Source organism: Streptomyces buecherae, from assembly GCF_014295035.1.
GTDB classification, from domain to species: domain Bacteria; phylum Actinomycetota; class Actinomycetes; order Streptomycetales; family Streptomycetaceae; genus Streptomyces; species Streptomyces youssoufiensis.
The window spans coordinates 1,937,198-1,959,409 of the sequence record NZ_CP060404.1 but is presented as its reverse complement, the minus strand read 5'-3'; the positions used below and the strand labels follow the sequence as shown (position 1 = coordinate 1,959,409).

Annotated in this window: 15 protein-coding genes and 1 riboswitch; of the genes, 10 read left to right on the top strand and 5 right to left on the bottom strand. The window is 75.1% G+C overall.

Annotation, left to right across the window (positions count from 1 at the left end; genetic code table 11):
- Positions 1-240: 240 nt before the first annotated feature.
- Positions 241-1,290, bottom strand: a complete 1,050-nt coding sequence (locus H7H31_RS07135) for a sucrase ferredoxin (RefSeq protein WP_187062902.1) — start codon at positions 1,288-1,290, stop codon at positions 241-243.
- Positions 1,291-1,499: 209 nt separating this feature from the next.
- On the bottom strand, positions 1,500-2,828 hold the full coding sequence (locus H7H31_RS07130) for a citrate synthase (protein ID WP_187062901.1): 1,329 nt from the start codon (positions 2,826-2,828) through the stop codon (positions 1,500-1,502).
- A gap of 129 nt (positions 2,829-2,957) precedes the next feature.
- Between H7H31_RS07130 and H7H31_RS07125 the strand changes: the two genes are divergently transcribed.
- Together H7H31_RS07125 and H7H31_RS07120 are read left to right on the top strand one after the other, a co-directional pair.
- The gene (locus H7H31_RS07125; RefSeq protein ID WP_187062900.1) at positions 2,958-4,199 is read left to right on the top strand and encodes a citrate synthase; all 1,242 of its coding nucleotides are present in this window, start codon (positions 2,958-2,960) and stop codon (positions 4,197-4,199) included.
- An 11-nt stretch (positions 4,200-4,210) separates the two neighbouring features.
- Positions 4,211-5,440: a CobW family GTP-binding protein gene (locus H7H31_RS07120; protein ID WP_187062899.1), complete on the top strand. Its 1,230-nt coding sequence runs from the start codon at positions 4,211-4,213 to the stop codon at positions 5,438-5,440.
- A gap of 192 nt (positions 5,441-5,632) precedes the next feature.
- Here H7H31_RS07120 and H7H31_RS07115 read toward each other — a convergent pair whose 3' ends face one another.
- Positions 5,633-8,086: a DNA gyrase/topoisomerase IV subunit A gene (locus H7H31_RS07115; RefSeq protein ID WP_187062898.1), complete on the bottom strand. Its 2,454-nt coding sequence runs from the start codon at positions 8,084-8,086 to the stop codon at positions 5,633-5,635.
- A gap of 215 nt (positions 8,087-8,301) precedes the next feature.
- On the opposite strand from H7H31_RS07115, the gene H7H31_RS07110 reads away from it, so the two are divergent.
- From H7H31_RS07110 to H7H31_RS07100, 3 genes are all read left to right on the top strand, one after another.
- Positions 8,302-9,741, top strand: a complete 1,440-nt coding sequence (locus H7H31_RS07110) for a M16 family metallopeptidase (protein WP_187062897.1) — start codon at positions 8,302-8,304, stop codon at positions 9,739-9,741.
- Between the two features lie 56 nt (positions 9,742-9,797).
- The gene (locus tag H7H31_RS07105; protein WP_187062904.1) at positions 9,798-11,165 is read left to right on the top strand and encodes a M16 family metallopeptidase; all 1,368 of its coding nucleotides are present in this window, start codon (positions 9,798-9,800) and stop codon (positions 11,163-11,165) included.
- Between the two features lie 528 nt (positions 11,166-11,693).
- Positions 11,694-11,856, top strand: a riboswitch (cyclic di-AMP (ydaO/yuaA leader).
- Between the two features lie 13 nt (positions 11,857-11,869).
- A complete protein-coding gene (locus H7H31_RS07100; RefSeq protein ID WP_187062896.1) occupies positions 11,870-12,775 on the top strand; it encodes a M23 family metallopeptidase in 906 nt (301 codons plus the stop codon).
- 232 nt (positions 12,776-13,007) lie between these two features.
- On the opposite strand, the gene H7H31_RS07095 is transcribed toward H7H31_RS07100, so the two are convergent.
- Positions 13,008-13,289 carry an HPr family phosphocarrier protein gene (locus tag H7H31_RS07095; protein WP_176164515.1) on the bottom strand — a complete coding sequence of 94 codons (282 nt, stop codon included), beginning with the start codon at positions 13,287-13,289 and terminating at the stop codon, positions 13,008-13,010.
- Positions 13,290-13,435: 146 nt separating this feature from the next.
- Here H7H31_RS07095 and H7H31_RS07090 point away from each other — a divergent pair, with 146 nt between their 5' ends.
- The 4 genes from H7H31_RS07090 to H7H31_RS07075 all read left to right on the top strand — a co-directional run bounded on the left by H7H31_RS07090 (position 13,436) and on the right by H7H31_RS07075 (position 19,658).
- Positions 13,436-16,762, top strand: a complete 3,327-nt coding sequence (locus H7H31_RS07090) for a bifunctional acetate--CoA ligase family protein/GNAT family N-acetyltransferase (RefSeq protein WP_232109725.1) — start codon at positions 13,436-13,438, stop codon at positions 16,760-16,762.
- 150 nt (positions 16,763-16,912) lie between these two features.
- On the top strand, positions 16,913-17,500 hold the full coding sequence (locus H7H31_RS07085; protein ID WP_187061280.1) for a DUF5998 family protein: 588 nt from the start codon (positions 16,913-16,915) through the stop codon (positions 17,498-17,500).
- On the top strand, positions 17,500-18,735 hold the full coding sequence (locus H7H31_RS07080; RefSeq protein WP_187061279.1) for an alkaline phosphatase family protein: 1,236 nt from the start codon (positions 17,500-17,502) through the stop codon (positions 18,733-18,735). The genes H7H31_RS07085 and H7H31_RS07080 overlap by 1 nt, the downstream gene beginning before the upstream one ends.
- Positions 18,736-18,857: 122 nt before the next feature.
- On the top strand, positions 18,858-19,658 hold the full coding sequence (locus H7H31_RS07075; RefSeq protein WP_187061278.1) for a thymidine kinase: 801 nt from the start codon (positions 18,858-18,860) through the stop codon (positions 19,656-19,658).
- A 311-nt stretch (positions 19,659-19,969) separates the two neighbouring features.
- Here the strand turns inward: H7H31_RS07075 and H7H31_RS07070 are convergent, their stop codons facing one another.
- The gene (locus H7H31_RS07070) at positions 19,970-20,689 is read right to left on the bottom strand and encodes a VOC family protein (RefSeq protein ID WP_232110257.1); all 720 of its coding nucleotides are present in this window, start codon (positions 20,687-20,689) and stop codon (positions 19,970-19,972) included.
- A gap of 434 nt (positions 20,690-21,123) precedes the next feature.
- Between H7H31_RS07070 and H7H31_RS07065 the strand changes: the two genes are divergently transcribed.
- Positions 21,124-22,008: a sulfurtransferase gene (locus H7H31_RS07065; RefSeq protein ID WP_187061276.1), complete on the top strand. Its 885-nt coding sequence runs from the start codon at positions 21,124-21,126 to the stop codon at positions 22,006-22,008.
- The last annotated feature ends 204 nt before the right edge of the window (positions 22,009-22,212 follow it).

Here is a 22,212-nt window from a genome sequence, read left to right as displayed (position 1 = left end):
CTCCGTTCCGTCCCCCGTCGCCACCGCGGCCCACCCTGGCCCGGACCGGTGGAACCGCCCTCGCCGACCCGCTCATGGGGATGAACGTACGGGGGCGCGGCTGCCGGTGCCGTGTTCTGAGAGGTGACGAGTGTCCGTTCTAGCGTGAGCAAAAGGAGCAGAACAGAGAGCGGAACGTTTTCGCTCGGCCCCGGCGGAGCGAGCGGCCGGGTGACGGGGCACGGGGGAGCGCCGTGGCGGTCAACCGGCGGCCGGCGGCGCGGCCGGCAGGGGGTGGATGGACACGACCTCGAAGCGGGCGGGGGTGCCGAGGGCGGCGCCGCAGCTTTCGGGGCGGGGCGGGTCGGAGGGCGACTGGGACAGGAGGACCCGCCAGGCGCGCCCGTCGGCGTGCGTGACGGTGACGGTCCAGCCGGACCCGTTCGCGGGTGCCGCGTCGTGGGCGGCGGGCGACGCGTGGCGCGCGGGCTGGGCCAGCACCTCGGCGACCGTCAACGCGTCGGCCCGGTCCTCCCCGGTGTGCCGGCGTACGGCCAGGTCGGCGGCCTGACCCGGGCGGCCCCACGCGGAGCGGCCCCGCGCGCCGTCGGCGACGACGCGGCCCCGTCGCGCGGAGGCGAGCACCTCCTTGACGGAGTGGGCGGTGGCCCGGCCGTAGGCGTACCCGTAGGGCAGCACGAGCAGGGTGGGCGAGAAGCGGTGGCCGCCGATGTGGGTGATCTCCCAGACGTCGGTGGCGCTGGCGGCCAGTTCCGCGGCGAGTGGGCGGCCGAGCAGGGCGCAGCAGCGGTCGCGCTTGCCGTTGGTGCACACGAAGGCCAGGGGCTCGCCCTCGTACGGGCTCCACCGCGCGGGCGCGGCGGGGGCGCCCGGAGGCGAGCTGGGGGGCGCCCACGGCGCGAAGGGGCGCTGGGTGGCCAGCGGGAGCGCCCGTACGTCGCCGGCGCCCAGGGCGGCGAAGTCCAGCGCGAGCAGCGCCGCCGGATCGCTGACCTGGGTCGTGCGCATCCAGGACCGGCCGGGCAGGGTGTGCGCCGCGATCACCCGCTGCCGCGTCGGCAGGCGGCGGTCGGCGTGCCGCCCGGGCCGTCGGATCAGGGCGAGGCGGACGCCGGTGCCCTCCGCGGCGTGCTCCAGCGCGCGGCCCACCTCGGGGTCGAGGTGGCTGGCGGTGAGGGCCTTGGCGCCCCAGGGGCCGGTCTGCTCGATCAGGAGCCAGGTGCGGGCAGTGGCGGCGGTGCCCGCGAGGGGCTCGGCCAGCTCCCGCGAACTGGTCGCACAGGTGCTCACGCAGGCGAGCCTAACCTGAGCTGTGGCCGCGACCGGGCGGGACGGACCTTTGCTGCTCACTCCGTGAGCAGCGATGACGGCGGCCTCAGGCGGTCGTTGGCGCGGCGCGGGCGATGTCGCCCGTTCCGCCGTGTGGGGGACGGGAGGGTGGTGACGCGTACGGACCGCGCGGGCCGTGCGCCGCGTGCGCCGGTTCCCGAGGGCGCGCGTTACGGCAGCGGCTGGGGCGGCTTGGGCCCCCGGTAGTGGCCCCGGGGGCGCATGCGCAAGGGGTGTTCGGCGTACTCCTCCAGCGCGTGCGCGATCCAGCCCGCCACCCGGCCCACCGCGAACAGCGTCTCGCCGGCCTCGGGCGGCATGCCGGCCGAGACGGTCAGCACGGCGAGCGCGAGGTCCACGTTGGCGTGCGACTCGGTGCGCTGGGCGGCCGTCGCCGTCACCTCCCGCGCGGCGGCCAGGGCGTCCGCCGCGCCGGGCACCTCCGTGAGCAGCGCGAAGAGCGCCTGTGCGCGCGGGTCATGCGCCGGGTAGAGCCGGTGCCCGAGCCCCGGGACCCCGCCGCCGGCGCGCAACTGGTCCGCCACGACGGCCGCCGCGCTCCCACGGTCCAGGACCTCCGCCAGCATGCGGTGCGTGAGCCCGCTGGCCGCGCCGTGCAGCGGCCCGTCCGCCGCGCCGAGCCCGGCGGACACGGCCGCGTACGGATGGGCCCGCGCCGAGGCCGCCACCCGGACGGCCAGCGTGGACGCGGCCAGGTCGTGGTCGATGAGGAGCACGAGCGCGCTCTGGAGCGCGCGCAGCGAGGCGGGGTCGGCGGGGTGCGGCGAGAGCCGCAGCCAGAGCTGCTCGGCGATGCTCGGCGGCAGCGGGTCGGCGCCGGGGGGCGCGTCCTCGCCGGAGTGGGGCGCGTCGGCCGCCGGCACGCGCTGCCCCGGCGCCGGGGGCAGGGCGCCCACCAGCGTGGCGATCAGGCTGCGGGCGCTGGCCAGCACCGTCCGCTCGGTCAGGTCGAAGCGGAGCGGGTCCGCGGCCGCGGCGGCGATGGCGGCGACCCGCAGCCCGTCCATCGGGCCGCTGTGCGCGGGGAGCGCCGAGACCGCCCGGCGCGCCGCGGCGCGGGTCTCCGGCGGGGCGGTGAACCGGACGCCGGGGCTCAGCCGCCCGGTCCACAGCCACTCGGCCACCTCCTCGTACCCGTACCGCCGCGCCAGCGCCGTGGCGTCCACGCCGCGGTAGTAGTGGCGGTCCGGCTCGATGAGGGTGATGCCGGTGCGTACGACGGTGTCTCCCGGGGCCGGTTGCCCCTGGGACTGCGTCGCGGCCTCGCGCCGTCCGCGCCGGAGCAGCGCCTCGACCTCGTCGGCGTCGAAGGTGCTGCCCCGCGCGCCCGGCGCGCGCCGGCTGGTGAGCTGGCCCCGGCTGACGTACGCGTACACCGTCTCGGGCTTGACGCCGAGTAGGTCGGCGGCCTCGCGCGTGGTCAGCCGGCGCTCGCCGCGGCCGGTCGCTGGTTCGGTGTCCGACTCCGTGTCCGCCATGTCCTTACCGTATCCATGCTGATGAGCTCCCCTCCATATGTTGATTTACTTTGCTCCAATCAATATTGACAGCTCGATCATGCGTACTGGACAGTCGAAATCAATGTGAAGCGAGAAGGGGAGTCGAAGATGCCGATCCAGGAGTCCGAAGCAGTCGCGCAGGGGCCGCGGGCACCGCTGCCGGCCGGTGGTGAGCAGCCGTCACCCTCCCGAGGCCGGGCGGGCGAGGGCGCGCCGATCGAGGTGCCGCGCGGGCTCGCGGGGGTCGTCGTGACCGACACCGCGCTCGGCGACGTCCGCGGTCGCGAGGGCTTCTACCACTACGGCCAGTACTCCGCCGTCGAACTCGCCGAGAGCCGCACCTTCGAGGACGTGTGGCACCTGATGTTCTACGGAGAGCTGCCGGACGCCGCGCGGCGGGCCGCGTTCGCCGCGCGGACCGCCGCCCTGCGGCGGCTGCCCGAGGCGCTGCGGGCCGCGCTGCCCGGCATCGCCCGCGCCAGCGGGCCGTCGGGTCCGCTCGCCGGTCTGCGCACCGCTCTCTCCCTGCTCGGCGCGTCCGCCGGGTTCCGGCCGCTGTACGACATCGACACCGAGCGCCGGCGCGCGGACGCGCTGGCGGCGTGCGCCGCCGTACCCACCCTGCTCACCGCGCTCCACCGGCTCGGCGAGGGCCTGGAGCCGGTCGAGCCACGGGACGACCTCCCGTACGCCGCCAACTACCTCTACATGCTGAGCGGTACCGAGCCGGAGCCGGAGCGCGCCCGCGCCATCGAGCGGTATCTGATCTCCACCGTCGACCACGGGTTCAACGCCTCCACCTTCACCGCCCGCGTGATCGCCTCCACCGGCGCCGATCTCGCCGCCTGTCTGGTGGGCGCGGTGGGCGCGCTGTCGGGGCCGTTGCACGGGGGCGCGCCGAGCCGGGCCCTGGACACGCTCGACGCCATCGGCACCCCCGACCGGATCGACGCCTGGATCAGGGAACGGGTGCGGGCGGGGGAGCGGATCATGGGGTTCGGGCACCCCGTCTACCGCACCGAGGACCCGCGATCGCGGATGCTGCGCGGCGTCGCGCGGAGCTTCGGCGGCCCGCTCGTGGACTTCGCCGTACAGGTGGAGACGCAGGTGGAGGCGATCCTGGCGGAGCTGAAGCCGGGCCGCGAGCTGCACACCAACGTCGAGTTCTACGCGGGCGTCGTGATGGAGCTGTGCGGGCTGCCGCGTGCCATGTTCACGCCGACGTTCGCGGCGGCCCGCGTGGTCGGCTGGAGCGCCAATATCCTGGAGCAGGCGGAGGACTCGAAGATCATCCGCCCGGCGGCCCGCTACGTCGGTCCGCCACCGCCGCAGCCCGTGCCCACCGTGTGAGAGGTCCCCCGTTGAGCGAGCAGCAGATCCCGGTCATCGTCCTCGCGGGCTTCCTGGGGTCGGGCAAGACCACCCTGCTCAACCACCTGCTCCGGCACAGCGGCGACACCCGGATCGGCGTCATCGTCAACGACTTCGGCTCGATCGAGATCGACGCCATGAGCGTGTCGGGGCAGGTGGGATCGACCGTCTCGCTCGGCAACGGGTGCCTGTGCTGCGCCGTGGACGTCAGCGAACTCGACGGCTACCTGGACACCCTGACCGCGCCCGCCGCCCGCCTGGACGTCATCGTCATCGAGGCGAGCGGGCTCGCCGAGCCGCAGGAACTGGTGCGGATGGTGCTGGCCAGCGACAACCGGCGGGTGGTCTACGGTGGCCTGGTCGAGGTCGCCGACGCGGCGGAATTCGCGGCCACCCGGGAGCGCCACCCGGAGCTCGACCGGCACCTGGCCATCGCCGACCTGGTCGTCCTCAACAAGGCCGACCGGGTCTCGCCGACCGAGCTGACCGCCCTGCGGGAGACCCTCAACGAGCTGAGCCGGGGCACGGCGGTCGTCGTCGCGGAGCACGGCCGCGTCGATCCGGAACTGCTCTTCGCGTGCCGCCCGCGCGACGAGAGCGCCGGGCGACAGCTCTCCTTCGAGGACCTGCGCGACGAGTTGGACCTCGGCGACGGCGACGGGCACGCCGATCACCCGCACGCGGCGTACGAGAGCCTCGCGTTCACCTCGTCCGTACCGCTGCACCCGCGGCGGCTGATGGACTTCCTCGACGCGCGACCGACGGGGCTCTACCGGATCAAGGGATTCGTCGACTTCGGGGCCGGCGACCCGCGCAACCGGTACGTGCTGCACGCCGTCGGGCGCTTCCTGCGCTTCTACCCGGAGCCCTGGCCCTCGGGCGAGCCCCGGCTGACCCAACTCGTGCTCATCGGCTCGGGCATCGACGCCCCCGCCCTGCGCGACCAGCTCGCCGGCTGCCGGGCGGACGACCCCCTGGTGGCGGAGGTGGCGGAGGTGGCACGGCCCGTGGCCGGGGCCGCGCTGTCGGGCGAGCCCGGCGCGAGCGCGGCCGGCTCCCCGCTGCCGGCCCAGCGCACCGCCGAGCCCGTCGGGCCGACCGCGGCCCCGGCCGCCGAGGCCGGCTCGGACGGGCCGACGGAGGCGGCGGCCGTGGCGCGCGCCATGTGGGGCGTGCTGCGGTACGTCCAGCACCAGGACCGCGAGCAGGACGAGGAGTAGGCCGCGCGCCCCCGCGCGCCCGGGCTGCTCGCCCGGCGGCCCGGGTCTGAGGCTCGCGAACCCCCAGGCCCCGCGAGCCCCCGAAGCAGGCAGCCCCCGGTGGCCCGTGCCCCACACCGCTCACCGAACGGTCCGCGCGCCCGCACGTGCCGCGCCAGGGGACAAGCCCCGGCGCGGCGACGCGCGCTCCCGCTACGCGGCCGGGCCCGCGATCGCCGCCACCGGCTTGGCCAGCGGGACACCGGAACCGTCCCGGCGCGGGTCGGGCTCGGGCAGCGGCACCGGGGCGCCGGCGTTGCTGGCGGCCCGTGGCGGGGCCACCCCCGCCCACGCCATGACCAGGCAGTCCTCGCCCTTGAGGAAGCGCTGGCAGCGCACTCCGCCGGTGGCCCGGCCCTTGCGCGGATACTGGTCGAACGGGGTGAGCTTGGCCGTTTGCAGCGCTCCGTCGAGCGTGTCCCGCGCGCCCGCCACCGTGAAGACCATCGCGTCGACGGCCGGGTCCACCGCGCCGAAGGACAGCGCCCTGGCGCCGGCGCCCAGCTTCACGCCCGCCATGCCGCCCGCGGCCCGCCCCTGCGGGCGCACCTGCGCGGCCGGATAGCGCAGCAGTTGGGCCTCGCTGGTGATGAAGACCAGGTCCTCGTCGCCGGTGCGCAACTCCACGGCGCCGACGACCTCGTCGCCCTCGCGGAGCGTGATGACCTCCAACTCCCCCTTGTTCGTCGGATAGTCGGGCACCACCCGCTTGACCACGCCCTGCGCCGTGCCCAGCGCCAGGCCGGGCGACGACTCGTCCAGCGTGGTCAGGCACACCACGCGCTCACCGTCGGCCAGGGTCAGGAACTCCGTGAGCGGCGCCCCGCCCGAGACGTTGGGCGCCGACGCGGTGTCCGGCAGCGTCGGCAGGTCGATCACCGCGATCCGCAGCAGCCGCCCGGTCGAGGTCACCGCGCCGATGTCGGCGCGCGCCGTCGCCGGCACCGAGGAGACGATCACGTCGTGCTTGGCGCGCCGGGCCGCCCCGTCGTCCACCGGCGGCTCGCCGGTGGCGGTGCGGGCCAGCAGCCCCGTGGACGAGAGCAGCACGCGGCACGGGTCGTCGGGGACCTCCAGGGGCACCGACGCCACCGTGGAACCGGCCGACTCGAGGAGAACCGTGCGCCGGTCGGTGCCGAACTTCTTCGCCACCGTCGCCAGCTCGCTCGACACCAGCTTCCGCAACTCGGCGTCGGACTCCAGGATGCGGGTCAGCTCGGCGATCTCCCCGGTGAGCTTGTCCCGCTCCGACTCCAGCTCGATCCGGTCGAACTTGGTCAGCCGGCGCAGCGGCGTGTCCAGGATGTACTGCGTCTGGGTGTCCGACAGCGCGAACCGGCCCATCAGCGCTTCCTTGGCCTGCGCCGCGTTCTCGCTGGACCGGATGAGGCGAATGACCTCGTCGATGTCGAGCAGCGCCGTGAGCAGGCCCTCGACCAGGTGCAGCCGGTCCTGCCGCTTCCTGCGCCGGTACTCGCTGCGCCGCCGTACGACCTCGAAGCGGTGGTCGAGGTAGACCTCCAGGAGTTCCTTGAGGCCGAGCGTGAGCGGCTGGCCGTCCACCAGGGCGACGTTGTTGATGCCGAAGGACTCCTCCATCGGCGTCAGCTTGTACAACTGCTCGAGGACGGCCTCCGGGTTGAAGCCGTTCTTCACCTCGATGACCAGCCGCAGCCCGTGCTCGCGGTCGGTGAGGTCCTTGACGTCGGCGATGCCCTGGAGCTTCTTCGCGCCGACCAGGTCCTTGATCTTGGCGATGACCTTCTCCGGGCCGACCGCGAACGGCAGCTCCGTGACGACCAGGCCCTTGCGGCGTGGTGAAACGTTGTCCACCGTCACCGTCGCGCGGATCTTGAACGTGCCGCGCCCGGTCTCGTACGCGTCCCGCACGCCCGACAGGCCGACGACGCGCCCGCCGGTGGGCAGGTCGGGGCCGGGCACGAAGCGCATCAGCGTGTCGAGGTCGGCGCCCGGGTGCTTGATCAGGTGCCGCGCCGCGGCGATGACCTCGCCGAGGTTGTGCGGCGGCATGTTCGTCGCCATCCCGACCGCGATCCCCGACGAGCCGTTGACCAGCAGGTTGGGGTAGGCGGCCGGGAGCGCGACGGGCTCCTGCTCGCTGCCGTCGTAGTTGGGGCTGAAGTCGACCGTGTCCTCGTCGATGGACTCGGTCATCAGCGAGGTCGCCGACGCCATCCGGCACTCGGTGTACCGCATCGCGGCCGGCGGGTCGTCGTTGCCCAGCGAACCGAAGTTGCCGTGCCCGTCGACCAGCGGCAGGCGCATCGAGAACGGCTGGGCCATGCGCACCAGCGCGTCGTAGATGGACGCGTCACCGTGCGGGTGCAGCTTGCCCATCACCTCGCCGACGACGCGGGCGCACTTGACGTACCCCCGCTCGGGGCGCAGCCCCATGTCGTTCATCTGGTACAGGATGCGGCGGTGCACCGGCTTGAGGCCGTCCCTGGCGTCGGGCAGCGCGCGGGAGTAGATGACCGAGTAGGCGTATTCGAGGAAGGAGCCCTGCATTTCATCGACGACGTCGATGTCGAGGATGCGCTCCTCGAAATCCTCCGGTGGCGGGGTCTTCGTGCTGCGGCGGGCCATCGCGGCTGCGGCTCCTTCTCCTGCCGGTGCGAGTTCTGACGCCGACCATTGTGGACCGCCGCACTGACAACGCTGACCACGACCCGGCTGGCGGAGCCCGCACGACGCCGCCGCGCGCGGGGGCTTCGCCGGGAACTTCGCCAGATGTCAGCCCGCTTGCATACAGTGACAGGACTGCTCAACCCGCGATAGATCGCGCGATCGAAGGGACGTACATGCCCATGGGTCACACGGCCACGCAACAGGCCGGCTCCGGCGGCCTGACAGCGACCGAGCACCGCCTGGCGAACGGTCTGCGTGTGGTGCTCTCCGAGGACCACCTGACCCCGGTCGCCGCGGTCTGCCTCTGGTACGACGTCGGCTCCCGCCACGAGGTCAAGGGGCGTACGGGGCTCGCCCACCTCTTCGAGCACCTGATGTTCCAGGGTTCGAAGCAGGTCCCGGGCAACGGCCACTTCGAGCTGGTGCAGGGCGCCGGCGGCTCGCTGAACGGCACCACGAGCTTCGAGCGCACCAACTACTTCGAGACCATGCCCACCCACCAGGTGGAGCTGGCCCTGTGGCTGGAGGCCGACCGGATGGGCTCGCTGCTCTCCGCGCTCGACGAGGAGAGCATGGAGAACCAGCGGGACGTGGTGAAGAACGAGCGCCGCCAGCGGTACGACAACGTGCCCTACGGCACCGCCTTCGAGCGGCTGACCGCGATGGTCTACCCGGAGGGCCACCCGTACCACCACACCCCCATCGGCTCGATGGCGGACCTGGACGCGGCCTCGCTGGAGGACGCGCGGCAGTTCTTCCGCACGTACTACGCGCCGAACAACGCCGTACTCGCCGTCGTCGGGGACATCGACCCCGAGCAGACCCTGGCCTGGGTCGAGAAGTACTTCGGCAGCATTCCGGCGCACGACGGCAAGCCCACCCCGCGGGACGGCGCGCTGCCCGACACCATCGGCGCGCAGTTGCGCGAGGAGGTGCGCGAGGAGGTGCCCGCGCGGGCCCTGATGGCCGCCTACCGGCTGCCGCACGACGGCACCCGGGAGGCGGACGCCGCCGACCTGGCGCTGACCGTGCTCGGCGGTGGCGAGTCCTCGCGCCTGCACAACCGGCTGGTGCGGCGCGACCGCACGGCCGTCGCGGCCGGCTTCGGACTGCTGCGACTGGCCGGCGCGCCCTCGCTCGGCTGGCTGGACGTCAAGACCTCGGGCGGCGTGGAGGTGCCCGCCATCGAGGCCGCGGTGGACGAGGAACTCGCGCGCTTCGCCGCTGAGGGCCCGAGCCCGGAGGAGATGGAGCGGGCCCAGGCGCAACTGGAGCGCGAGTGGCTGGACCGGCTGGCCACGGTCGGCGGCCGGGCCGACGAACTGTGCCGGTACGCGGTGCTCTTCGGTGACCCGCAGCTCGCGCTGAGCGCCGTGGGCCGGGTCCTGGACATCACCGCCGACGAGGTGCGGGCCGTCGCCGCGGCCCGACTGCGCCCTGACAACCGCGCGGTCCTCGTCTACGAGCCGATCGAGGCCGCCGACAACGGCGAGAGCGACGAGGGCGCGCAGCCCACCCAGCCGACCGACGTCGTGCGGGCGGCACCCGCCGCGCCCGCGGCCGACGCGGCCAACGCAGCGACCGAGGACAACGACGAAGGGGCCGGCCGGTGAGCGACGCCGCAACCACGACCGCGACGCAGACGAACGCGACGGACACCGTGACGAGCATGCAGTTCCACCCCCAGCCGCAGCCGGGCCAGGCCAGGCCGTGGGCCTTCCCCGCACCCGAGCGCGGCCAGTTGCCCAACGGCCTGACCGTGCTGCGCTGCCACCGCCCCGGCCAGCAGGTCGTCGCGGTCGAGGTCAGCCTCGCCGCACCGCTGGAAGCCGAGCCGCAGGGGCTCGAAGGCGTGGCGACCATCATGGCGCGGGCGCTGTCGGAGGGCACCGACCGGCACTCGGCCGAGGAGTTCGCCGCCGAGTTGGAGCGCTGCGGCGCCACCCTGGACGCGTACGCGGACCACCCCGGCGTGCGCGTCTCCCTGGAGGTCCCCGCCTCCCGGCTGACGAAGGCGCTCGGGCTGCTCGCCGACGCCCTGCGCGCCCCAGCCTTCCCGGAGGGCGAGGTCGAGCGGCTGGTGCGCAACCGGCTCGACGAGATCCCGCACGAGCTGGCCAACCCCGCCCGGCGGGCCGCGATGACGCTCTCCAGGGAGCTCTTCCCGGCCGACTCCCGGATGTCCCGGCCGCGCCAGGGCACCGAGGAGTCGGTCGCGCGCGTGGACGCCGCCGCCGTGCGCGCCTTCTACGCGGCCCACGTGCGCCCCGCCACGGCCACCGCCGTCGTCGTCGGCGACCTCACCGGCGTCGACCTCGACCAGGCGCTGGCCGACACGCTGGGCGCCTGGAGCGGCGACACGGCCGCGCCCCGCCCGGTGCCCACCGTCACCGCCGACGACACCGGCCGGGTCGTCATCGTGGACCGGCCGGGCGCGGTGCAGACCCAACTGCTCATCGGCCGGGTCGGCGCCGACCGGCACGACCAGGTCTGGCCCGCGCAGACGCTCGGCACCTACTGCCTGGGCGGCACCCTCACCTCCCGGCTCGACCGGGTGCTGCGCGAGGAGAAGGGCTACACGTACGGCGTGCGGGCCTTCGCCCAGGTGCTGCGCTCCACGCCGGAGGGCACCGGCCTCTCCCTCCTGGCCATCAGCGGCTCGGTGGCCACCGAGGTGACGGGGCCGGCCCTCGAGGACGCGTGGAAGGTGCTGCGCACGCTGGCCGCCGACGGGCTCACGGACGACGAGCGCGACGTGGCCGTGCAGAACCTGGTGGGGATCGCCCCGCTGAAGTACGAGACGGCCGCCTCGGTCGCGGGCACCCTCGCGGACCAGGTCGAGCAGCACCTGCCGGACGACTTCCAGGCCCACCTCTACCGGCGGCTCGCGGAGACCGGCACGGTCGAGGCGACGGCCGCGGCCGTCGCCGCCTTCCCCACCGACCGGCTGGTGACCGTGCTGGTCGGCGACGCCTCGGTGATCGCCGAGCCGGTGAAGGCGCTGGGCATCGGGGACGTACGGGTGGTGAGCGGCTAGCGGCGGGCCACCCCGGTGGCCCGAGCCGGGCTGGCGAGCCGTCAGGTGCCGTCCGGCTCGGGCCCGGCCCTGCGCCGCCCGTGCCGCCGTGCCGCCCGCGCTGCCCGTGCCGTCAGCGCCCGGAGCGCCGGGAGGCGCGTCGAGCGGTCCTCGCGGCCGGGGCGGCTGCCGCGGTCCCCAGATGCCGGGAGGTGCGGGCGAGCACGCGAGCGGTGGAGCGGGTGGCGTACGCCAGGACGTAGCGGGGCGCCGCCCGGTACCTGACCGTGCCCCAGAGAGCGGCGTGGGCGCCCGGTTTGACCCGGGTGTCCGGGGCGGCGGCAGGGGCTCCTGTTACTGATGAGCCGTTAAGAGGCCCTGGTGTCAAGTGGGATGCCAGGGCCTCTCGGTTTGTCTGTTTTGCGGGAGAGGCTGCCTGTCTGCCGTGTGGCGTGCGCAACAAATGGCCGGTTCTGTTTGCCGATCAAAAGACGTCCCGCTTAGCGTCAGCCCCGTTGTCCGTCACACCTTCGCCACACCCGTGGCACCGGGCAACCATCGCCGAGTCCCTTATGGCGCGAGCCAGGGGAGCCGGGGACCCAAGTCCCCTGGGGTGAATCGGCCGCCATCCTCGCGAGAGGCGTGGTGACCGTAGGAGACCTTCCTGCTCCGAACCCGTCAGCTAACCCGGTAGGCGAGAAGGAAGGAAAGGAGTACGCCTCCCCATGGCGTTCACCCGTGCCACTGGGCGGCACCGTCGCCCCAGCCGCTTTGTCCGTACCAGCGCGAACGCGGCGGGCATGGCCACCCTCGCGGCCACCGGCGTCGTCGCCGGCATCGCCGCCCCCGCGATGGCCGCCCCGGGCGCCGACGGCGTCCCCGAGCTCCAGGACACCGGCCTGCGTCAGGCCGCGACCCTGAACGAGGACATCGCGGACAAGATCGGCGCTCAGGCCGACGCCCAGTACTCCGCCGCCGAGCAGGCCGCGGCCGAGCAGCAGGCCGAGGAAGAGGCGCGTCAGCAGGCCGCCGAGCACGCCGCCGAGATGAAGAAGAAGGCGGAGGAGGCCAAGCGCAAGGCCGCCGCCGAGGCCGCGAAGAAGAAGGCCGCCGCGAAGAAGGCGGCCGAGGCACGGGCCGCCGCCGAGCGCGAGACCGAGCAGGCCCGCGCCAGCGAGGTCGTCGACACGCGCGCGTCGCGCACCGCCGAGCGTCCGGCGGCGGGCTCCTACGTCCTGCCGGTCGCGGGCTCGTACGTCTCGACGCAGTACCAGGCGTCCGGTGGCGCCTGGTCCTCCGGCAGCCACACCGGCGTCGACTTCCACGCCAGCACCGGCACCTCGGTGCGCGCCGTGGGCGCCGGCACCATCGTCGAGGCCGGCTGGGGCGGCGCGTACGGCAACAACGTCGTGATCAAGATGAACGACGGCACCTACACCCAGTACGGGCACCTCGACTCGATCTCCGTCTCGGTCGGCCAGAGCGTCGCCCCCGGCCAGCAGATCGGCCTCGCCGGCAACACGGGCAACTCCTTCGGCGCGCACCTGCACTTCGAGGCCCGCACGTCGCCCGAGTACGGCTCGGACATCAACCCCGTCGCCTACCTGCGCTCCCACGGCGTCAACATCTGAGGCGACACCGGGCCACCCCGCCCGGCCCCCGCACGTCACACACCGAAGGCCCCGCCCTGTGCGCGGGGCCTTCGGCGCGTCTCGGCCCGCGCGCGGCCAGCGGGAGCCGGCGCGCGGTCTCGCGCCACGGCGCCCGCACGGCGGTCCCCGCCCCTGTCCGGAGTGGAAACGACGAAGCCGCGGTGACGTCCCAGGGGGATCACCGCGGCTTCGCAGGGTGCTGAAAAGCGAGTCAGACCGTCTCCGGGAGCTCCTCAAGCCCCTCGGCGACGAGCTTGGCCAGCCGGTCGAGCGCGACCTCGGCGCCGTCGGCCTCCGAGGCCAGCACGATCTCCTCGCCGCCCTGCGCGCCGAGCCCGAGCACGGCGAGCATCGAGGCGGCGTTGACCGGGGTGCCGTCCGGCTTGGCGATCGTCACGGGGACGCCGGAGGCCGTCGCGGCGCGGACGAAGATGGACGCGGGGCGAGCGTGCAGGCCCTCTGCCCAGCCGACGGTGACGCGGCGCTCAACCATGGTGTTGCCCTTCAGGTGGTTGCTGTTGTCTAGACCAGTCTCTCACGGGGTGCGGAGTGCTCTGGCGGAGCCCTTCCACAGCCTGCCCCGCCGCAACGCTGTGCGCGAGTCGGACCGTTGTCGGTGCCCCCGCCTAGGCTGGAGCCATGGAAACGCCGCCCGAGCACGCCTATCCGACGCACTGGGAAGCGGACGTGGTGCTCCGTGACGGCGGCACCGCCCAGATCCGCCCCATCACCCCCGACGACGGCCAGCGCCTGGTCGACTTCTACGAGCGGGTCTCGGACGAGTCCAAGTACTACCGTTTCTTCGCCCCCTATCCCCGGCTCTCCGACCGCGATGTGCACCGCTTCACCCACCACGACTACGTGAACCGGGTCGGCCTGGCCGCGACGGTCGGGGACGAGTTCATCGCCACGGTGCGGTACGACCGCATCGACGAGCGCGGTCGCCCCTCGTCGGCGCCGGCGGACGAGGCCGAGGTCGCCTTCCTCGTGCAGGACGCCCACCAGGGGCGCGGCGTCGCCTCCGCCCTGCTCGAACACATCGCCGCCGTCGCCAGGGAGCGCGCCATCCGCCGCTTCGCCGCCGAGGTGCTCCCCGCCAACACCAAGATGATCAAGGTGTTCACGGACGCGGGCTACACCCAGCAGCGCAGCTTCGAGGACGGCGTCGTCCGCCTGGAATTCGACCTCGAACCCACGGCCCGGTCGCTGGCCGTCATGCGCGCCCGGGAGCAGCGCGCCGAGGCCCGCTCCGTGCAGCGGCTGCTCGCGCCCGGCTCGGTGGCGGTCGTCGGGGCCAGCCGCCGGCCCGGCGGCGCCGGCCGGGCGGTCCTCGTGAATCTGCTCAGCGGCGGCTACACGGGCCGGGTGTGCGCGGTCAACCACGCCTTCGCTCCCGGGCGCTCGTGGCTGACGGGCGCCGACCTGGCCCAGGCCCGACGCGCCGCCGACGCCGCGCCACCGCCGGGGGCGAGCGCACCGGGCGCACTCGGCGCGGGCGCTGCGGCGCCGGAGCGCGCCGGCGCGGGCCCGCTGCCCCGTCCCGACGCGGAGCCGGCCGGGCCGCCCGGCCAGGCGCCGCCCGCCGAGGACGCCGCCGAACCGCCGGGCGTCGCCGCCTACCGCTCGCTCCACGACATCGAGGACCCGGTGGACCTGGCCGTCATCGCGGTCCCGGCCGAGCAGGTGCCCGCCGTCGTCGCCGACTGTGGCGAGCGTGGCGTGCAGGGCCTGGTGGTGGTCTCCTCTGGGTACGCCGAGAGCGGGCCGGCGGGCCTGGAGCGGCAGCGGGAGCTGGTCCGGCAGGTCAGGTCGTACGGAATGCGGCTGATCGGCCCCGGCGCCCTGGGGATCATCAACACGGCCGACGGCGTGCGGATGAACGCCTCCCTGTCGCCCCAGATGCCGCCGGCCGGCAACCTGGGCCTGTTCACCCAGTCCGGCGCGATCGGCATCGCCCTGCTGTCGGGGCTGCACCGGCGCGGCTCCGGCCTCTTCGGCATCTCCACCTTCGTCTCGGCCGGCAACCGGGCCGACGTCTCCGGCAACGACCTGCTCCAGTACTGGCACGACGACCCCGACACCCACGTCGCGCTGCTGTACCTGGAGTCCATCGGCAACCCCCGCAAGTTCACCCGGCTCGCCAAGCGCACAGCGGCCCTCAAGCCGGTCGTGGTCGTCAAGGGCGCCCGGCACAGCGGCAGCGAGCCCCCCGGGCACGCGGTGCCCACCACGCGCATCCCCGACGCCACGGTCTCCGCGCTGTTCCGACAGGCGGGCGTCATCCGCGTGGACACGGTCACCGAGCTGGCCGACGTGGGCCTGTTCCTGGCCGCGCAACCCCTGCCGCGCGGCCCCCGGGTGGCGATCCTCGGCAACTCGGAGTCGCTCGGCCTGATCAGCTACGACGCGTGCCTGACCGAGGGCCTGCGCCCGCTGCCCCCGCTCGACCTGACCACGGCGGCCCAGCCCGCCGACTTCCGCGCGGCCCTCGACCGGGCCCTGGCCGACGACCTGTGCGACGCCGTCGTCGTCACGGCCATCCCCTCGGTCGACGAGGAGTCCGCCACGGAGCTGGCGCGGGCGATCCGGCGGTCGGCCGCCGCGAGCGGCGTGGCGAAGCCGGTGGTCGTGGTCCATCTGGAGATCCCGGGCCTGGCCGCCGCGCTGGCCCAGCCCGGCCCCCCGGACGCGGGTCGGGACCACGCGTTCGCGACCGGCGAGCCCCCGGCCGGAGGCCCCGCGGGCGCCCCCGCCGCCGGGGACGAGCGCGTGGCCGAGCCGCCCGCGGCGTCGGACGGCCCGGCGGCCGAGTGCCGCGTGCCGGCGTATCCGGCGGCCGAGCGCGCGGTGCGCGCGCTGGCCGAGGCCGTGCGGTACGCGCACTGGCGGCGCCAGGCGGCCGAGCCAGGCCGGGTGCCCGAGTACGACGACATCGACGAGGCGGGCGCCGGGGCCGACATCGACGTACTGCTCGCCGCGCACACCCACGAGGACGCCGAGCAGGCCCCGCCCCCGCCCCCGAGCACGCCCCCGTCCCCGAGCACGCCCCCGTCCCCGGCCGCGCCGGCGCCCCCTACTGCCCCTCCGCCCCCCACCACCCCTCCGGCCCCGGTCGCGCTCCCGGCCCCTGAGGCGCCTCCCGCCCGGGCGGGGGCCGCGCCCCCGCCGCCCGCCGGAGCGCCCCAGCAGCCCGTCCACCCCACCGGACCCGCCGCCCCCGACACCGCGCGGGTCGCCCGGCCCGCCGGGGAGCGGGGGCGCGCCTCCCAGCCGGCGCGCAGCTTCGCGCTCTCCGCGCCGGACACCCAGCGCCTGCTGGCCCGCTACGGCATCAGCGTGCTGCCCGCCCTGCCCGCGCCGGACCCCGACAGCGCGACGCGGGCCGCCGCCCGCCTCGGCTACCCGGTGGCGCTCAAGCCCACCGCCCCCCACCTGCGCCACCGCGCCGATCTCGGCGCCTTCCGGCTCGACCTCGGCGGCGAACGGGAACTGCGCCGGGCCTATGCCGAGTTGACCAGTCTGCTCGGCGGCCCCGACGAGCTGCGCCTGGTCGTCCAGCGGATGGCCCCGCGCGGCGTGGACACGGTGGTCCGAGCCGCCATCGACCCCGCCGCGGGAGCCGTGCTCTCCTTCGGCCTTGCCGGTGCCCCCTCCGAACTGCTCGGCGACACCGCCCACCGGCTCATACCGGCCACCGACCGTGACGTCGCCGAGCTGATCAGGTCGGTGCGCACCGCGCCGCTACTGTTCGGCTGGCGCGGCTCGCGACCGGTGGACACCGCCGCCCTGGAGGAACTGCTGCTGCGCGTCTCCCGGCTGGTCGGCGACCACCCCGAGGTGGTGGCCGTGCACCTGGAGCCGGTGGTCGTGGCCCCGCACGGGCTGTCCGTGCTGGGCGCGTCCCTGCGGCTGGCCCCGCCCCCGGTCCGTACGGACCTCGGCCCGCGCCACCTCCCCGCGTACTGAGCCCGGGCCACCTCAGACCCAGCGCGGGCCCGGCGCGGACCCGGCGCGGGCGCGCGGCGGCCCGGCCGTGGCCCGGCGGCGGGGGCGGCTCGACGCGGGTGGCGACAGGGGAGGGGATGGGGACCGGCCTGGGCCCGTAGGATGGGAGGCATGGCGAAGACCGGTACGACGACCCAGGGGCTGCGCGCGGCGATCGAGCGCAGCGGCTACTACCCGGCCCTCGTTGCCGAGGCGGTCGAGGCCGCCGTGGGCGGCGAACCGGTGGTGGCGTTCCTGGTTCACCAGGAGACGACCTTCGACTCCAACGAGGTCCGCCGCCACGTCACGGTCCTCGTGCTCACCGCCAACCGCTTCATCGTGAGCCACACCGACGAGCAGGCCGCCGACGACAGCTCCGCGACCCCGTACGCCACGACCTCCACCGAGTCCGTGAAGATCAACCGGATCTCCTCGGTGGTGCTCAGCCGCGTCGTCGCCAACCCCGAGTCGTACGCGCCCGGCACGCTGCCCCGCGAGGTGGTGCTCACCATCGGCTGGGGCGCGGTGAGCAGGCTCGACCTGGAGCCCGCGAGCTGTGGGGACCCCAACTGCGAGGCGGACCACGGCTACACCGGCTCGTCCACCGCCGACGACCTGTCGCTGCGCGTGAGCGAGGCGGGTGACGGGCCCGACAGCGTGCGCCAGACGTTGGCGTTCGCGCAGGCGCTGTCCGAGGCGACCACGGCGACCAGCCGCTGATGTCCGACTCCAGCGCGGGCCCCGCCACCAGTGCGGCCTGGCCCGAGTGGCAGCCCCAGGGCGCGACCCTCGACCCCGCGACCGCCCCGCTGCCCCAGTACGGCACGGGTTCGCTCAGCGACCTGCTGCCCGCCGTCGTGGTCGGCCAGGAGGTGCCGGGCCTGGCCGGCACGCCGGGCCTGGACCTGGCGCCGGCCGACCGGGTGTGCGTCTTCCTCATCGACGGGCTCGGCTGGGAGCTGCTGCGGGCGCACCCCGCCGAGGCGCCGTTCCTGACCTCGCTCCTCGCCAGCTCCCGGAACGGCACGGGCCGCCCGCTGACCGCCGGGTTCCCCTCCACTACCGCGACCTCGCTGGCCTCGGTGGGCACGGGGCTGCCGCCCGGCGCGCACGGCCTCCCCGGCTACACGGTCGCCGACCCGGCCACCGGGGCGCTGATGAACCAGCTCCGCTGGCAGCCGTGGACCGACCCGCACGCCTGGCAGCCGTACCCGACGGTCTTCCAACTCGCCGACGCCGCCGGCGTGCACACCTGCCAGGTGTCCGCGCCCGCCTTCCAGCACACCCCGCTCACCAAGATCGCGCTCAGCGGCGGCACCTTCCACGGCCGGCTCTCCGGCGAGGAGCGGATGGACTTCGCCGCGGCCCAGACCGGTGCCGCCGGCCGCACCCTGGTCTACACGTACTACAGCGAGGTGGACGGCAAGGGGCACCGGTTCGGCGTGGACTCCGACGACTGGCGCGGCCAGTTGATGTACGTGGACGGCCTCGCGCAGCGGCTCGCCGAACAGTTGCCGCCGCGCTCCGCGCTCTACGTCACCGCCGACCACGGCATGATCGACCTGCCCTTCGACCCGGACTCGCGCATCGACTTCGACGAGGACTGGGAGCTGCGCGCGGGCGTCGCCCTGCTCGGCGGCGAGGGCCGGGCCCGCCATGTGTACGCCGTGCCGGGAGCGGCCGGGGACGTGCTCGCCGTCTGGCGCGAGGTGCTCGGCGACCGGATGTGGGTGGCCGGCCGGGACGAGGCGATCGCGGCCGGCTGGTTCGGCAGGCCCGGGGACGGCGTGGACGAGCGGGTGTACGGGCGCATCGGGGACGTGGTCGCCGCCGCCCGCGACGACGTCGCCATCGTGGCCAGCCGCACCGAGCCGAACGAGTCGGCCATGGTCGGCCTGCACGGCTCCATGACCCCCGTCGAGCAACTCGTGCCGCTCCTCGAGGTACGCACGTAAGTCGTCGGCCGCGCGCCCGGCGCCCCCGCCCGCGTACGGCACCCCCGCGCGCCCCGGAGCGGGCGACGCAGCGCGGGGCGACGCCGCGAGACCCACAACGACCGAAAGGCCCGTGTTCCCCCATGCCCGAGCTGGTTTTCTTCAGCGGAACGATGGACTGCGGAAAGTCCACGCTCGCTCTGCAGATCGAGCACAACCGCTCGGCACGTGGCCTCCAGGGCATGATCTTCACCCGGGACGACCGGGCGGGGGAGGGCCGCCTCTCCTCGCGGCTCGGACTGGAGACCGACGCGATCGAGGCGCACGAGGGCTTCGACTTCTACGCCTACCTCGTCGCGCAGTTGAGCGCGGGCAGCCGGGCCGACTACGTGATCGCCGACGAGGCCCAGTTCCTCGCCGCGGAACAGATCGACCAACTCGCCCGCATCGTCGACGACCTGGGCCTCGACGTCTTCGCCTTCGGCATCACCACCGACTTCCGCAGCCGACTCTTCCCCGGCTCGCAACGGCTGGTCGAACTCGCCGACCGGATCGAGGTGCTCCAGGTCGAGGCGCTGTGTTGGTGTGGCGCCCGCGCCACGCACAACGCGCGCACCGTGGGCGGCCGGATGGTCGTCGAGGGGGCGCAGGTCGTCGTCGGCGACGTGCGCAAGCCGGCCCACGGCGAGGGGGCCGACGCCGCCGCCCCGGCCAGCGAGCCGGACGCCGCAGGGGACGGGGCCGACAGCGACGCGGCCGACGCCGACGGCGCGGCCGAGGTGGGCTACGAGGTGCTGTGCCGGCGCCACCACCGGCGTCGCATGACGGCCTCCGCCGCCCGCGCCGCCGCGCTCTCCCCCGAGGTGCTGCCCGTGGACGGCGCCCAGCCCACCACCCGGACCCGTGCCGTCGTCGCGGCGCCCGCCAACGGGCTCCACCCGTAGCGCACTCTCCACAGCGCACCCGCCCATAGCGCACCTCCCGTGGCGAACGGCGTCCCCCGTGACGGCTCGTCGCTGGCCGTCCGTCGCCGTTCGCGCCACCGCGGTCGCTGCGCCTCGCCCGCGCGGCCCCTTCTCCCACCCGCGTGCCCGTGGCACGGACTACCCCGGTCGGCGCGCCGCGCCCACCACCCGCGTCCCGTGGGGTCGCGCCCCATCTCCCGGCGCGCCGGCTGGCCGTAGCCGTAGCGTGCGCTGCGCGCCGTACGCGCGCCGGGTGCGCTCGGCCGGTTGGCCGCGCGCCCGTGCCACGCTCAGTGCTCCGTCCGCACCAGGGTGAGCGCGGCGCCCTCCGGGTCGGTGACCTGCACGCAGTCGCCGGTCGCCGTGGCCTGCGGGCCGCTCACCACGCGTCCGCCCAGCTCCGTGACCCGATTGGCCGCCTGCTCGGGGTCCGCGACCTCGAAGTACGTCACCCAGTGTGGGCCCCGGCCCCGGGGGAGGGACTGTCCGACGCCGTGCACCCCCGCGACCGGGCGACCGCGCACCGTCAGCGTCACGTAGTCCTCGTCGGACGCCGCGAGCTGCTCGCCCTCACAGCCGAAGACCGTCTGGTAGAACTTGTCGACGCTCGCCGTCTCCGGCGTCAGCAACTCCGTCCACACGGGCGTCCCCGGCGCGCCGCCCCCCTCGCTGCCGAGGTGGCCGCGCGCCTGCCAGACGCCGAACACCGCGCCCAGCGGGTCGGATGCGATGGCCATCCGGCCCTCGTCCCCGGAGTCCAGCGGGCCGACCGCCACCGTGCCGCCGCAGCAACGGATCTGCTCGGCCGTGGCGTCCGCGTCGTCGCTGGCCAGGAACGTCGTCCAGGCCACGGGGAGCCGCAGCCCCGGCGCCAGCTCACCGATCCCGGCGACCGGACGCCCGTCGAGCAACGCCCGCACGTACGGGCCGAACTGGGAGGGCCCCGGCTGGAACTCCCAGCCGAACAAGCCCTGGTAGAACTCCTGCGTCGCGGCCAGGCCGTGCACCATCAGGCTCGTCCAGCAGGGCGTGCCGGGCGTGCGCCGGGCGGGTTCGCGCCCGCTCAGGCCGACCTCGCCACCGGAGCCTTCCCGGACGCCGCGTACGGGGGGAGCACCCGGGCTGACCCCGGGGTGGTGCCACTCGGGGGTCCGCCGTGCCTCGGTCATCGTCTTCGTCTCCTTGGAACGTCGTCGTGTGGCTTGAATACCCCCGTGCCGACGCGGCACGCGAGGTTGTTACGGAACGGGTCTTCCCAGATGCTCGCAGTAGCGGTCGTGGTGCGCTCTCCGACCGCGCCGCACTGCCCGGGTTCCCCTCGAACCATGCCCGCTTCGCCATGGCGCACCTCGTGCACCGAGGTAGCGGGCCGGTGTCGATCGGTCGTACGCCGGGTTCGGCGCGATTCGTACGGCGCGGGCGCGATTACGCGAGGATGAGAGCCATGAACGTCACCATCACGCCTCGCGACCTCGCCGCCGAACTGGCCGCTCCCCGGCCCCCGCTGCTGCTCGACATCCGCTGGCAGATGACGCCGCCCGGCGGTCGCGCCGCCGGGGAGAAGTCCGGCCGCGCCGCGTACGAGGCGGGGCACCTGCCCGGTGCCGTCTTCGTCGACCTGGAGGCCGAACTCGCCGGCCCGCCCGGCCCCGCGGGCCGCCACCCGCTGCCCGACCTGGAGGTCTTCGGCGCCGCGATGCGCCGGGCCGGGGTGCGTGCCCAGCATCCGGTGGTCGTCTACGACGGCGGAGCGGGTGACCCGCCGTCGCCTTCCGGCGGTTGGGCCGCCGCCCGCGCCTGGTGGCTGCTGCGCTGGGCCGGCCACCCCTCGGTGCGTGTCCTGGACGGCGGGCTGAGCGCGTGGCTCGCCGCCGACGGGCCGGTCAGCGTGGAGGTTCCGGAGCCGGCCGTAGGCGACTTCACGCCACGCCCAGGCGGGTTGCCGCTGCTCGACGCGGACGGGGCGGCCGAACTGGCCCGCCGCGGGGTGCTGCTGGACGCGCGGGCGGGGAACCGCTACCGGGGCGAGGTGGAGCCCATCGACCGGGTGGCGGGACACATCCCGGGCGCACTCTCCGCGCCCACCACCGAGAACGTGGGCGAGGACGGCCGCTTCCTGCCGCCCGCCCAACTCGCCGAGCGCTTCGCGGCGCTCGGCGCCACGGAGACGGCCGAGGTCGGCGTCTACTGCGGCTCCGGCGTCTCCGGCGCCCACGAGGTGCTGGCCCTGGCGGTGGCCGGGGTGCCGGCGGCGCTGTACGTCGGATCGTGGAGCGAGTGGTCCGGCAACCCGTCCCGCCCGGTGGCCACCGGCGCCGAACCGGGCTAGCGGCCCGACCCCCTGGGCCGGGCCCCGCCGGGTGACTAACGGAACGCGGGAGCCGCCGTCCGTACGCGCCGGGGCCCTGGCCCGACCGGTCGGCAGGTCACGGGCCCGGCGCCGGGCGCCGCCCGCGCCGCGCCGGGCCCCGCCCCGTACGGCGAGCGTGCGGGGTAGCCAACGCACGGCGGCCCGCCGGCCGGTCGGCCAGCG

Bases quoted from the DNA above. Each gene is read 5' to 3' on its own strand.
- H7H31_RS07130 (WP_187062901.1), bottom strand. From the start codon at position 2,828: ATGGCGGACACGGAGTCGGACACCGAACCAGCGACCGGCCGCGGCGAG.
- H7H31_RS07125 (WP_187062900.1), top strand. From the start codon at position 2,958: ATGCCGATCCAGGAGTCCGAAGCAGTCGCGCAGGGGCCGCGGGCACCG.
- H7H31_RS07115 (WP_187062898.1), bottom strand. From the start codon at position 8,086: ATGGCCCGCCGCAGCACGAAGACCCCGCCACCGGAGGATTTCGAGGAG.
- H7H31_RS07110 (WP_187062897.1), top strand. From the start codon at position 8,302: ATGCCCATGGGTCACACGGCCACGCAACAGGCCGGCTCCGGCGGCCTG.
- H7H31_RS07105 (WP_187062904.1), top strand. From the start codon at position 9,798: ATGCAGTTCCACCCCCAGCCGCAGCCGGGCCAGGCCAGGCCGTGGGCC.
- H7H31_RS07100 (WP_187062896.1), top strand. From the start codon at position 11,870: ATGGCGTTCACCCGTGCCACTGGGCGGCACCGTCGCCCCAGCCGCTTT.
- H7H31_RS07095 (WP_176164515.1), bottom strand. From the start codon at position 13,289: ATGGTTGAGCGCCGCGTCACCGTCGGCTGGGCAGAGGGCCTGCACGCT.
- H7H31_RS07090 (WP_232109725.1), top strand. From the start codon at position 13,436: ATGGAAACGCCGCCCGAGCACGCCTATCCGACGCACTGGGAAGCGGAC.
- H7H31_RS07085 (WP_187061280.1), top strand. From the start codon at position 16,913: ATGGCGAAGACCGGTACGACGACCCAGGGGCTGCGCGCGGCGATCGAG.
- H7H31_RS07080 (WP_187061279.1), top strand. From the start codon at position 17,500: ATGTCCGACTCCAGCGCGGGCCCCGCCACCAGTGCGGCCTGGCCCGAG.
- H7H31_RS07075 (WP_187061278.1), top strand. From the start codon at position 18,858: ATGCCCGAGCTGGTTTTCTTCAGCGGAACGATGGACTGCGGAAAGTCC.
- H7H31_RS07070 (WP_232110257.1), bottom strand. From the start codon at position 20,689: ATGGTGCACGGCCTGGCCGCGACGCAGGAGTTCTACCAGGGCTTGTTC.
- H7H31_RS07065 (WP_187061276.1), top strand. From the start codon at position 21,124: ATGAACGTCACCATCACGCCTCGCGACCTCGCCGCCGAACTGGCCGCT.